General features: G+C 42.6%; 10 protein-coding genes and 1 other RNA gene. 6 read left to right on the plus strand and 5 right to left on the minus strand.

Going from position 1 to position 12479, the window contains the following annotated elements; translation table 11 throughout:
* Positions 1-203: 203 nt before the first annotated feature.
* From dnaK to grpE, 3 genes are all read right to left on the minus strand, one after another.
* Entirely contained in the window at positions 204-2117 is a 1914-nt protein-coding gene (gene dnaK, locus A142_RS12090) for a molecular chaperone DnaK (RefSeq protein WP_019823919.1), read from the minus strand.
* Between the two features lie 473 nt (positions 2118-2590).
* Positions 2591-3865, minus strand: a complete 1275-nt coding sequence (locus A142_RS12095; protein WP_019823920.1) for a dicarboxylate/amino acid:cation symporter — start codon at positions 3863-3865, stop codon at positions 2591-2593.
* Between the two features lie 388 nt (positions 3866-4253).
* The gene (grpE, locus tag A142_RS12100; protein ID WP_019823922.1) at positions 4254-4835 is read right to left on the minus strand and encodes a nucleotide exchange factor GrpE; all 582 of its coding nucleotides are present in this window, start codon (positions 4833-4835) and stop codon (positions 4254-4256) included.
* Positions 4836-4978: 143 nt separating this feature from the next.
* Between grpE and nadK the strand changes: the two genes are divergently transcribed.
* The 3 genes from nadK (at position 4979) to bamE (ending at position 8346) form a co-directional block, all read left to right on the plus strand.
* Complete coding sequence (gene nadK, locus A142_RS12105) at positions 4979-5863, plus strand: NAD(+) kinase (RefSeq protein WP_017066747.1); 885 nt, start codon at positions 4979-4981, stop codon at positions 5861-5863.
* A 291-nt stretch (positions 5864-6154) separates the two neighbouring features.
* A complete protein-coding gene (recN, locus tag A142_RS12110) occupies positions 6155-7819 on the plus strand; it encodes a DNA repair protein RecN (RefSeq protein WP_017059862.1) in 1665 nt (554 codons plus the stop codon).
* A gap of 167 nt (positions 7820-7986) precedes the next feature.
* Positions 7987-8346, plus strand: a complete 360-nt coding sequence (gene bamE, locus A142_RS12115) for an outer membrane protein assembly factor BamE (RefSeq protein WP_009848326.1) — start codon at positions 7987-7989, stop codon at positions 8344-8346.
* A gap of 181 nt (positions 8347-8527) precedes the next feature.
* Here the strand turns inward: bamE and A142_RS12120 are convergent, their stop codons facing one another.
* Both A142_RS12120 and A142_RS12125 read right to left on the minus strand, forming a co-directional pair.
* Positions 8528-8839, minus strand: coding sequence for an RnfH family protein (locus tag A142_RS12120; protein WP_004735158.1), 312 nt, complete (start codon positions 8837-8839; stop codon positions 8528-8530).
* Positions 8840-8842: 3 nt separating this feature from the next.
* On the minus strand, positions 8843-9271 hold the full coding sequence (locus A142_RS12125) for an SRPBCC family protein (RefSeq protein ID WP_017106599.1): 429 nt from the start codon (positions 9269-9271) through the stop codon (positions 8843-8845).
* 119 nt (positions 9272-9390) lie between these two features.
* On the opposite strand from A142_RS12125, the gene smpB reads away from it, so the two are divergent.
* The 3 genes from smpB (at position 9391) to A142_RS12140 (ending at position 12203) form a co-directional block, all read left to right on the plus strand.
* The gene (smpB, locus tag A142_RS12130; RefSeq protein ID WP_004735156.1) at positions 9391-9876 is read left to right on the plus strand and encodes an SsrA-binding protein SmpB; all 486 of its coding nucleotides are present in this window, start codon (positions 9391-9393) and stop codon (positions 9874-9876) included.
* Between the two features lie 66 nt (positions 9877-9942).
* Positions 9943-10309, plus strand: a transfer-messenger RNA (tmRNA) gene (gene ssrA / locus A142_RS12135).
* Positions 10310-10394: 85 nt separating this feature from the next.
* On the plus strand, positions 10395-12203 hold the full coding sequence (locus tag A142_RS12140; RefSeq protein ID WP_032545500.1) for a site-specific integrase: 1809 nt from the start codon (positions 10395-10397) through the stop codon (positions 12201-12203).
* Positions 12204-12479: the final 276 nt, after the last annotated feature.

Here is a 12479-nt window from a genome sequence, read left to right on the forward strand (position 1 = left end):
GCTGAAACGCCGAATAAAGCTATTATCTAGATCGACAAGTCTAAATACAAATTTACGGGCGTGAGAGTTACCTCTGACGCCCGTATTAATAAGTCTTCGAGACAAATTTCTAAGCAGATAGCTTGAGTTCTAGGAGGAAGCGCGGAGCCTACGCTAGTAGGTGAGCACTTCCGACAACGAAATCAGGCTACTCTGTGACGAAATTATTTTTTGTCGTCTTTAACTTCTTCAAACTCTGCGTCTACCACATCGTCGTCTTGCTTAGGTTGTTCACCAGCGTCAGCACCAGCTTGTTCAGCTTGAGCTTTCTGTTGAGCAATTTCCATTAGCTTCTGAGCTGCTTGCATAAGTTCTTGAACTTTAGCGTCGATAGCTTCTTTGTCGTTACCAGACTTAACTTCTTCTAGTGCCGTGATAGCCGCTTCGATTTTAGCTTTCTCGTCTGCAGGTAGCGCTTCACCAGCTTCTTCTACTTGCTTCTTAGTGCCGTGAATCATTTGGTCAGCTTGGTTACGTGCAGTTACTAGCTCTTCGAACTTTTTGTCCGCTTCTTTGTTAGCTTCTGCTTCTTGTACCATTGCTTCGATCTCTTCCTCAGACAGGCCGCCTGATGCTTGGATAGTGATCTTCTGCTCTTTACCTGTTGCTTTATCTTTAGCAGATACGTTCAGGATACCATCAGCATCTAGGTCGAATGTTACTTCGATTTGTGGCATGCCACGTGGTGCTGGTTGGATACCTTCTAGGTTGAACTGACCAAGAGACTTGTTGTAAGTCGCTTGCTTACGCTCACCTTGAAGAACGTGGATAGTTACTGCGTTTTGGTTGTCTTCAGCTGTAGAGAACACTTGATCCGCTTTAGTAGGGATAGTTGTGTTTTTCTCGATAAGCTTAGTCATCACGCCGCCCATCGTTTCGATACCGAAAGATAGAGGAGTAACGTCTAGTAGTAGAACGTCTTTAACGTCACCAGCTAGTACACCACCTTGAACAGCAGCACCCATTGCAACAGCTTCATCAGGGTTCACGTCTTTACGTGGCTCTTTACCGAAGAATTCAGTTACTTTAGCTTGAACCATAGGCATACGAGTTTGACCACCAACTAGGATAACGTCAGTGATTTCGCCTACAGATAGGTCAGCATCTGCTAGAGCTACTTTTAGTGGCTCAAGAGAACGTTGAACTAGGTCTTCAACTAGAGACTCAAGCTTCGCACGAGTCACTTTGATGTTCATGTGCTTAGGACCAGTCGCATCAGCAGTAACGTAAGGTAGGTTTACGTCAGTTTGAGTAGTAGAAGAAAGCTCGATTTTCGCTTTTTCTGCTGCTTCTTTAACACGCTGCATTGCTAGTGGATCAGCTTTAAGGTCGATACCTTGCTCTTTCTTGAACTCATCTACTAGGTAGTTGATCATGCGGTTATCGAAATCTTCACCACCAAGGTGAGTGTCACCGTTAGTTGAAAGAACTTCGAAAGTTTTCTCGCCTTCTACTTCATCGATTTCGATGATAGAGATATCGAATGTACCACCACCAAGGTCGTATACAGCGATAGTGCGATCACCACCTTGCTTGTCTAGGCCGTAAGCTAGAGCAGCAGCAGTTGGTTCGTTGATGATACGTTTAACATCTAGACCTGCGATACGGCCAGCATCTTTAGTTGCTTGACGTTGAGCATCGTTGAAGTAAGCAGGAACAGTAACAACTGCGCCAGTTACTTCTTCGCCTAGGAAGTCTTCAGCTGTTTTCTTCATTTTCTTAAGAACTTCAGCAGATACTTGAGGAGCAGCCATTTTTTGGCCTTGCGCTTCAACCCATGCATCACCGTTATCAGCTTTAACAATGTTAAAAGGCATGATTTCGATATCGCGTTGAACTTCTTCATCTTCAAAACGACGACCGATTAGACGCTTAATTGCGTATAGCGTGTTTTGAGGGTTAGTAACTGCTTGACGTTTCGCAGGTTGACCAACTAGCGTCTCGCCGTCAGTGTATGCGATTACCGATGCTGTTGTGCGTTCGCCTTCAGCATTTTCTAGTACGCGTGGTTTGTCGCCGTCTAAAACAGCAACACAAGAGTTAGTAGTACCTAAATCAATACCAATGATTCGACCCATCAGGCTATCTCCGAAATATAATCTATATTAGTTTTTTGCTATACCCACATATGTGGGGGGCGGTAATCAGGGATTCAACCCTAATACACAAAATTTAAGTGCAAATGTAATTTGCTTTCGTATGCACCATAGATAAGGGCTCACGAAGCCTTTTCAAGGGTGAAAATGGATTTTTTTACATTTATTTTAATAAAAGGAATGATTAGGCACGAATACATATCATTACCGCCTATATAAGTCCCATAACTGGGTTTATTCACCCTCGACTATCCTTTCTTGTAGCAAAGTCTTGTTTCTGTAAACGGGCTCTCAAAGAGGCTCCCTCACACAACAATTAAGGCCGCACTATCGTTTGTTGAGTAAAAGTAGATAAAGTGACCTTCTCACCCAATAAAAAACGGAGCCACTTGGGCTCCGTTTATCTACTCAGGGTTTCAGCTCAGATTAAATCTATAGCGGAAAGAGTCTCTGAATTAAGCTTCTGCTTTCTGTAGCTCAGCTTCTTCATTAGCTTCAACGCCAATTTCGTTTTCAGATTTAGCAACGATAGTGTTCACCGCTGTATCACCTACTACGTTTGAAGAAGTACAGAACATGTCACAGATACGGTCAACAGCAGCAACAATCGCTAGACCTTCTGGTGGTAAACCTAGTTGGTGCAATAGAACACCGACCATCACAACACCGCCACCAGGAACACCACCAGCACCGATAGACAGTAGCAAGATAGTTAGACCAAGAGTGAAGATATCAGCAGTGTTGATTGGCTGACCAAACGCGTTTGCTACGAACATAGTTGCTAGTGCGATGTAGATAGATACACCAGACATGTTCATTGTTGCACCTAGCGGTACACCGAAACCCGCTACTGACTTAGATACGTTTAGTTTGTCAGTTAGAGTACGCATTGTTACTGGGATTGTTGCATTCGAACTTGCTGTAGATAGTGAGAATAGAACTTGCTCACGAGTTGCACGTAGGAACTGCTTTGGAGAAATACCAGTGAATGAACCAACCATCATTGGGTAGAAGAAGAAAATCCAGAACACAAGCATTGCAACCACAAGTGCCACATAGCCAGCAACTGACATTAGCGTGTCTGCATCCAGTGTTGCGCCCAGCTGAATCATCAGAGCAAATACACCGTAAGGCGCCAAGCTCATTACTAGACCGATAAGCTTCATCATGATTTCGTTAGCCATCTTGAATGTCTTGATAGCTGGGCCACCACGAGAATCAAGAGCTTGAATAGCAAGACCTGTCAAAATTGCCATGAAGATGATTTGTAGCATATCGCCGCTTGCGAACGCTTCTACAGGGTTGCTAGGAACAATGTTAACAACAAGAGAGAAGATGTCTGGTGTTTCAGTTGTTGTAAGCGCGATTGTCTCAGAAACCGTACCTGCTAGGTTTGCACCAGCACCAGGTTGGAAAATAAGACCAATAGTTAGAGCAGCAGAGATCGCGATGATGGTGTTAATAATGTAAAGACCAAAGGTTTTACCACCAAGACGACCAAATGAACGGATATCTTTTAGTTCAACGATACCGCAAACAATAGATACATATACAAGAGGCACTACCAGCAACTTGATAAGTGATACGAACATACCACCAGCGCCTTCCGCAGCACCAAGTAGGTAAGTGTCAAAAATAGCAATACCGCTGAATAGGTACTGAATAGCAGTACCAATAAGTAGGCCGGCAAACAAGCCTACAAAAATCTTACTTGAGAGCGATTTATCCATCGTTCTTCTCCAGTCTGTTGTGTTTAAAATTTTTACTTTTATAGTTATATATGCGACTAAAATCGCTATATGGCAGTGGATTTTACATACAAAGATAACAATTAAAAGTGTTTATTTACAAAAATATTACAAATGTGACATCAAAACATTTCTTAATTAACAACCAGTTTCATAACACAAAACTCTAAATCGCTGATCTGAATGAAATAAAAAGAACGACATTCTTAATGCGGTTTTGATGCTTATTTACGTGGACTCTCAGGCTATAGACATAAAAAAAGAGAGGCATATGCCTCTCTTTTCATTTCACGTAAACCAGTGATTTATTTTGCCGCCACGACTTATTCAGTCAATGCGCCAGTCAATCAGTTGGTAACGTAATAAGTCATTACTTAGCAACCATAACCATCGCTGGGCGAACCACACGACCGTTTAGTTCGTAGCCTTTTTGCATCACAAACATAACCGTGTTTGATTCATGATCTGGGCTTTCTTGGATAGACATTGCTTGGTGGAATTCAGGGTTGAACGCTTCACCTTCAGGGTTGATCTCTTTAAGACCAAACTTAGCAACTGTATCTACGAACGTCTTGTGCGTTAGCTCAACACCTTCAAACAGTGGCTTAACCACTTCGTTTTCAGCGTCTGCCGCTTGCATTGCACGCTCTAGGTTGTCGATTACAGGAAGTAGACCTTCAGCAAACTTGTTCAAAGCGAATTTACGCGCTTTATCAATTTCTTGTTCGCTACGGCGACGCATGTTTTCAACTTCAGCTTTCGCGCGAAGAACAGAATCTTGTTGCTCTTTCACTTTAGATTCGCTAGAAAGCAGTGCAGCTTCCAGTTGAGCGATTTTTGCTTCCTGCTCATCAGCAGCGTCTTCATTCAGCTCAGCTTCTTCAACTTTCTCAGCTTCAGCGATGATCTGATCTAGCTCTTCTTCGGTTACTTTGTTTTCTTCGTTGCTCATGATATCTCCAGAATTCGTTTTCAATGCAAGTGACAGGCGTGTTTGCGCCCCAAATTGATATAAAACACTCGCATAGACGTTCAACTTGCCTTTATTATGGGGATGAAGAATTTTGATTCAAGCCTAATTCGTTTGGAAACGTTATGAAAAAGCCATTTGAAGTCATCGCCATTATTGGTAAACCTCGAGATCAGCAAGCAATTCAGACTCATAGAGAGCTCTATCAGTGGTTAAGTGCTGAGGGTTATCAAGTGTTTGTTGATGACAGACTCGCCACTATTTTAGACGACATCCCAAAAGAACATTTTTCTAGCCTGATTGAATTAGGTAAACGCGCCGATCTCGCCATTGTGGTCGGCGGCGACGGAAATATGCTCGGTGCCGCTCGAATCTTGTCACGTTTCGACATTTCAGTGATTGGTGTTAACCGAGGCAACCTTGGTTTCCTAACCGATCTCAACCCTGAAAACTTCCAGAGTGCGCTTACTGATGTTCTCAAAGGCGAGTTCATGGAAGAGGAACGCTTCCTGCTTGAAACGGAAATTCACCGTCACGGCCAAATAAAAAGCCATAATGCAGCACTAAACGAAGCGGTACTTCACCCAGGTCAAGTTGCACACATGATCGAGTTTGAAGTGTATATCGACGACAGCTTTGCCTTCTCGCAGCGTTCTGATGGCTTGATCGTTTCTACGCCAACAGGTTCTACCGCTTACTCGCTTTCTGGCGGCGGCCCTATCCTGTCATCAAGCCTAAATGCGATCTCACTAGTACCAATGTTCCCACACACCCTTTCAAGTCGCCCACTTGTGGTGGATGGCAAGCGTCGTATCAAGCTGATCGTATCGCCTGATAACCGCGGAACTCAGGAAGTGAGCTGTGATGGTCAAATCTCGCTGCCTGTTTCCCCTGGCGATGAGATCCACATTTACCAAAGCCCAAATGTACTCAAACTGATCCATCCTAAGGACTACAATTACTACCACGTTCTACGTAACAAACTAGGTTGGTCGAGTAAGCTGTTCTAACTAAACAGCTCTAGCAATAACCGAAAATTTCAAAGGCTGACGACATTCGTCAGCCTTTTTTATTACCGATTAAAAGCCCACCATCTCTGTCTTTACGCCAATCCACCACATCGTCATTCCCAAGAGGAAGGAACGACCGAGTTGGGAATCTATAGCGGTTTCAGTGATCTACAGACAAGCTTAATTCTGAGAGCTGTCGCAAAAAATTTTAACCTGCCGACTTTACTGTATAAAGAAACAGTATATACTGAGCTTATATACAGTATTGTTCAGTTATACAGGTAAATAAAAATGCTGGCTCATTTAAGTGTTAATAATTTCGCTATTGTTAAGTCTTTACAGCTAGAACTCTCTAAAGGCATGACAACAATCACCGGTGAAACTGGTGCGGGTAAATCTATCGCTATCGATGCTTTAGGCTTGTGCCTTGGAGGAAGATCCGATGCAGGAATGGTTCGACAAGGTGAAGAAAAAACCGAAGTCAGTGCCGCTTTTTTACTTGAGAACAATCTGCATGCTACCCGCTGGTTAGAAGACAACGAATTGCTTGATGGCAGTGAGTGTATCCTGCGCAGAACCATCTCAAAAGAAGGTCGTTCTCGTGCATTCATCAACGGTAGCCCTGTCCCTCTTTCACAATTGAAATCGCTAGGGCAACTATTGATCAACATTCATGGTCAACACGCGCATCACCAGTTGATGAAAAGCGATTACCAAATGGCCATGCTTGATCAATACGCAGGCCACTTGAATCTATTGAAATCAACACGTAATGCTTACCAAGCGTGGCGACAAGCAGATAACCACTTAAAAGAGTTACGTGAAAATAGCCAGCAAAACCAAGCTCAAAAACAACTTCTTGAATACCAAATCAAAGAGTTAAATGAGCTGTCTATTGGGGAGGAAGAATATGAAGACCTCGAACAAGAGCATAAGCGCCTCTCCAATAGCGGAGAACTGGCCACAACCTGTCAGCAAGCTATCGAGCTTATTTATGAAGGCGAAGAAGTTAATGCGCTTGGTATTCTGCAATCGGCCAATAACTCCTTAATTCAGTTAGCTGAGCTCGATGAAAGATTGGCCGAGTTACCGAACTTGCTTTCTGAAGCCATTATTCAGATTGAAGAAACCAACAACGAGTTAAGAACATACCTAGATAGCATTGATGTTGATCCCGGTCGTATGGCTTACGTTGAAGAACGCTTCTCAAAAGTGATGTCAATGTCTCGTAAACACCACGTGTTGCCAGAAGAGCTATATAAGCACCATCAAGATTTATTACAACAAGTTGAAGCGCTTGATTGCTCTGATGAAAAGTTGGAAGAATTGGCAAACGAGGTAGAAAACCAATACCAATCGTTCGTTGCTAAATCAGAGAAGCTTCATAAATCTCGAACTCGTTACGCAAAAGAGCTCAACAAGCTGATCACGCAAAGCATGCACGAACTGAGCATGGAAAAAGCGCAGTTTGCCATTGAAGTGAACAACACCAACACACACCCTTCTCCATTGGGTATGGATAACGTGACCTTCATTGTTTCGACCAACCCAGGCCAGCCAATGCAGCCGATTGCGAAAGTGGCCTCTGGTGGTGAGTTATCACGAATCTCACTAGCGATTCAAGTAATCACAGCGCAAAAAGTGGACACACCAAGCCTGATTTTCGATGAAGTCGATGTGGGTATCAGTGGACCAACCGCTGCGGTTGTCGGAAAAATGCTTCGCAAGCTGGGCGAATCTACACAGGTGATGTGTGTGACTCACTTACCTCAAGTGGCAGGTTGCGGTCACCAACAGCTGTTTGTAGCGAAGAACACGAAATCGGGCAAAACAGAGACTCAAATGCACACACTTGATGAGCAACAGCGTGTTTCAGAGCTTGCTCGACTGCTTGGTGGCAGCCAAATTACCGAATCGACGCTTGCCAACGCAAAAGAGTTATTAATCGCAGCTTAGGTTACATATTCAGCAACTTTCTGATAATTTACCGAAAATTCTTGGCAATTTTGCAACTTAATTCAAAATTGCCAGTCATAACAAGCTCAAAGCGCAAGGAGCTTTTTACTTCTTGCTGGAGCTTGTTTATTATCAGGCAGTATTTTAGCGAAGAAAGATCTCAAACTATGCGAATTAAAAAGTGGTTAGTTGCAGTTCCACTTGCACTAACAATGTTGACCGGTTGCTCTCTATTAGAGAAGTTGGTTTATCGAATTGACATCAATCAGGGTAACTATGTTGAACAAGAAGCTGTCGACCAGCTCAAGTTTGGCATGACAAAAACACAAGTTCGTTACGTTATGGGCTCACCTATGCTTATCGAAAATGGCTACCCAGATACGTGGTACTACATTTACCACCATCAGAAAGGTCACAACGACCCTATTCAGAAAAACCTTGTCGTAAACTTTGATGCTACGGGCACTCTAGTAACGATCAATGGTGATTTTGAAGCCAGTGATGAGTTCTTCGAAAGCCTTCGCTAGCTTTCCAGTCAACAAAGCTCTCAGCTGACAAAGCTACTAGTAGACAAAAATAGATCGCAAAAGCCTGCTCACGAGCAGGCTTTTTAATATCCGCTAACAAATTAAGTGCGTTGTCTAACCCACAAGCACAAAAAAGCTCGCCAACATAGCGAGCTCTCTTCTTAGTTAAACTTGTTTGGTATTACGATTTAGCAGCAGCCGCTTTTGCTTGTTCAGCACGCTTACGGCGAATCTCTTTTGGATCGGCTAACAGTGCTCGGTAGATTTCGATACGATCTTTATCGCGAACCGTCGCATCGAGCTTAACGTTACGGCTAAACACACCAACCTTGTTTTTCGCTAAGTCGATTTCTGGATACAGTTCCAAAACACCAGACTGTGCGATGATCTCTTCAACGGTCGCGTTCTTGTTCACCACCAAGGTAAACACACGTTGCTCGTGCGGAAGCGCAAACACAACTTCTACGTGGATCATATCTGATTCAATAGTCATGGCTTAGTAAACCTGTTTCGCTCGTTGAGTAAAAGCACTGACCATATTGCTCGTCAGCTCATTGAAAATCTTACCAAATGCCATTTCAATCATTCGGCTAGAGAACTCAAACTCTAGCTTAAGTTCAACCTTACAAGCTTGCTCATCAAGCGGAGTAAAGTACCAACCACCCTGCAGCTTCTTGAACGGGCCGTCCACCAGCTCCATCAAGATCTCAGCACCATCCGCTAAACGGTTCGATGTGGTAAATGTTTTGCTGATACCCGCTTTAGAGACATCAACCGAAGCCACCATAGTTGAATCTGAAGATTCGATCACACGTGAACCAGAACACCCTGGCAAAAACTCGTGATAACGAGCAACATCATTGACCAAGCTGAACATCTGGTCGGCACTAAACGACACTAATGCTGAACGAGTAACCTTTGGCATATAGACTCCTGTTAAAGACAGCGTTACATTAACACAAACTGCAATTTTAATTGTATTGGGCCAGAGCGCAAATAAAAAGGATTCCCCAACTAGGGCGCAATCCGTATAATGAGGCCATTATGGCAAAGAATAAATCAAAATCAAAAGCCGGTAGTAATACCATTGCGCTTAATAAGAAAGCTCGCCACGAATATTTCATCGATGATGAGATAGAAGCGGGGCTTGAGCTACAAGGCTGGGAAGTAAAATCCCTACGTGAAGGCAAAACCAATATCGCAGAAAGCTACGTGTACATCCGAGATGGCGAAGCATTCATCAGTGGTATGACGATCACTCCGCTGACTCAGGCGAGTACTCATATCGTGGCGAACCCAACACGTATCCGTAAACTCCTTATGTCGAGAAAAGAACTCGACAACCTTATCGGTCGTATTAACCGTGAAGGCATGACACTTGTTGCAACCGCACTTTACTGGTCTCGCTCTTGGGCGAAGATTAAAGTTGGCGTAGCGAAAGGTAAAAAGCTGCACGATAAACGTACTGATATGAAAGAAAAAGATTGGGCGAGAGATAAAGCACGAATTATGAAGAGTAATTTGCGTTAATTTTAAGCACTTAAACGCACAGTGCTAGACAGGTTAAGCTTTTCTGGTACTATGCAAATAACACTTGGGGCTGATTTAGGATTCGACAGGAATTTTGAAGTCTGAGGTGCATGCCGTGGGGCGGTTGGCCACGTTAAAAGCCGCAAAAAAATAGTCGCAAACGACGAAAACGACGCACTAGCAGCTTAATAACCTGCTCAGAGCTCTCTTACCCTAGCTTCCGCTCGTAAGACGGGGACCAATAAGAGATCAAACCCAAACTAGCTAGCGTGGCTTCTCCCACCTGAGAGGAAAAGCGCGAATTATAATTCAGGTTAGCCTTTAACTAGCGTGTCGGTTCGCAGGTTGCTGGTGAAATTAAAGATCGACTAAGCATGTAGTACCAATGATGAATGATTTTTGGACGCGGGTTCAACTCCCGCCAGCTCCACCAAATCAAAATCTTTGTATGTAAGAACATAGACTTACAAGTATACAGTGATAAAGTTGAGTATGTGGTACTAGAAATAGGTACTAAAATGAAATACTTAACGCAAAAAAAGACAGGCACTTGGTATTTTCGATATCAAGTGCCTTTTTTGTATCGCCGCTTTTTCGACAATCGAACCGAAATCAAAAAATCACTTCATACATCAGATAAAATGACTGCCCATGTTAAAGCCCTCAAATTAGAATCAGCAGTAAAAGAACGAATTATGACTATAAAGCAGTATCTTACTCTTGAAGCCGCAAATAAACTCATTGCGACACATACGGGCTCTACACTAATGAAGATTGAGTGCGCTGTAGATCCTATGAGTGAGTTATCAACGGAATATATGTCTTACATGCTTGCTGAGATAGCTAAAGATGAAAATTTGAGCGCGAGTAATATCAATAGTTTAATGTCACCGATTGAATATCTGACTAGTGCCGATAAATCAGCAACTAACCTAGCCAATGAGGCTTTATCTAATTTTGAATTATCTCCGATCGACCCTCTAACGTGGCAAACGAGGCAAGCACTTATTCAAGTATTTCAATATGCCAAAGATGCTCAATCTGCTCTAAAAAATAGTGACCAACAAGCATGTGAAAACGTGGTAAAGCAGTTAGAAAAAGTTATGCTCAAAGTTGACCCAGACCCCGACCTAGCTAAATCGCTATCTTCTGAGCCAGCGGCTCAGGTCATACCTAATGCTACACCTGTTAAAGACGATAGGTCGTTAAAGGAGCTATTCGAAGAGTATGAGGAAGAAAAGAAGTTCTCGATAAAACCGAGATCTCTAGACCTAGCTAGAGCTAAAATTCATACTGTCTCTGAGCTATTGCATGACAAACCAGCCAGTAGTATCAATCGAAGAGAAGCGGTACTCATTAGGGACTCTTTATTAGAATTGCCTTCAAATATCCATAAGAAAAAAGAGTTTCAAGGAATCTCATTATTAGAGGCAATTAAAAAAAACAAAGCGTTATCAACACCTCTAACAACTCTCGGCAAAACCACAGTTAAAGACTACTTGCAGAAAGTTTCAAGCCTTTGTAAGTGGGCAGTACGACATCAATACCTCGAACACAATCATTTCGAAAGCATCAAGACACAAAGCAGGCAAGAAAGTAAAAAAGAAAGTGATGTAAGGCATCCATTTAGTAATGACATGCTGACTAAAATATTCTCTACACGAATATTTACACACAATGATATGTTGCATAGTTTCCACTACTGGCTTCCAATTTTAGCTCTTTACACAGGCGCAAGACAAAATGAGCTAGCTCAACTATTTAGGGAAAACATTGTTCAAATTGATGGTATTTGGTGCATTAGTTTTACTGAATGCCACCCATCACAAGACTTCAAAACTGACTCATCGGAACGAATTACTCCTATTCATAGCAAGTTGATAGAGTTAGGTTTTCTTGAATTTGTTGAATCTTGCGAGGGAAGATTATTTGCAACGGGACTACCCTTTTATGAAGGAAAAGGTTACGGCAAGGAAGCATCCCGTTGGTTTAATGAAACGTATAAAACTAAACTAGGTATGAAAGCAAATACAGGATATACGTTTCATTCTTTTCGACACACTGTTCTCGATATGTATAAGCAATATAGTAATGTTGAGGAACGCTTTGCACAAGGTATTGTCGGGCACAAACACGGCAGTATTACATTCGATCGCTATGGCTCTGAATTTCACCCAAGTGCACTCAAGCCTTACATAGATTTGCTTGAATGGAGTTTTCTCAAAATCCAGCCATTTAATCTAGTCAAACACTTTGATAGAACCAAAAAAGAACTTTTAAAATCAGCCCGACGTAAAGCAAACAAGGCAAAAAATAAAAGTGACTAATAGGTAGCTAATTTGCAAAATTACGATATCAAAGCTAACCAATAGTGAACTTCAATTTTCTCGATAAAAATGTTCGAACAACACATTGCGTATAGTGTTGTTAACTTGGAAGATTATAACAATCTAATTATATTAAGAGCACACTAAGAGTGCGGTACTCTTAACTCATCGCACTCACTGAGTGCGGCGGTTTTGTACGTTATTGCCATCTATGGCATTAACGTTGCCACCAGTGGCAGTCATGTTGCCACTGGTGGCACGATTTTGGATGTAAAG

Origin of the sequence: Vibrio splendidus 12E03 (genome assembly GCF_000272105.2) — a bacterium.
Lineage (GTDB): Bacteria > Pseudomonadota > Gammaproteobacteria > Enterobacterales > Vibrionaceae > Vibrio > Vibrio splendidus_I.

Bases quoted from the DNA above. Each gene is read 5' to 3' on its own strand.
- recN (WP_017059862.1), top strand. From the start codon at position 6,155: ATGCTGGCTCATTTAAGTGTTAATAATTTCGCTATTGTTAAGTCTTTA.
- A142_RS12120 (WP_004735158.1), bottom strand. From the start codon at position 8,839: ATGACTATTGAATCAGATATGATCCACGTAGAAGTTGTGTTTGCGCTT.
- nadK (WP_017066747.1), top strand. From the start codon at position 4,979: ATGAAAAAGCCATTTGAAGTCATCGCCATTATTGGTAAACCTCGAGAT.
- smpB (WP_004735156.1), top strand. From the start codon at position 9,391: ATGGCAAAGAATAAATCAAAATCAAAAGCCGGTAGTAATACCATTGCG.
- dnaK (WP_019823919.1), bottom strand. From the start codon at position 2,117: ATGGGTCGAATCATTGGTATTGATTTAGGTACTACTAACTCTTGTGTT.
- A142_RS12095 (WP_019823920.1), bottom strand. From the start codon at position 3,865: ATGGATAAATCGCTCTCAAGTAAGATTTTTGTAGGCTTGTTTGCCGGC.
- grpE (WP_019823922.1), bottom strand. From the start codon at position 4,835: ATGAGCAACGAAGAAAACAAAGTAACCGAAGAAGAGCTAGATCAGATC.
- A142_RS12125 (WP_017106599.1), bottom strand. From the start codon at position 9,271: ATGCCAAAGGTTACTCGTTCAGCATTAGTGTCGTTTAGTGCCGACCAG.
- A142_RS12140 (WP_032545500.1), top strand. From the start codon at position 10,395: ATGAAATACTTAACGCAAAAAAAGACAGGCACTTGGTATTTTCGATAT.
- bamE (WP_009848326.1), top strand. From the start codon at position 7,987: ATGCGAATTAAAAAGTGGTTAGTTGCAGTTCCACTTGCACTAACAATG.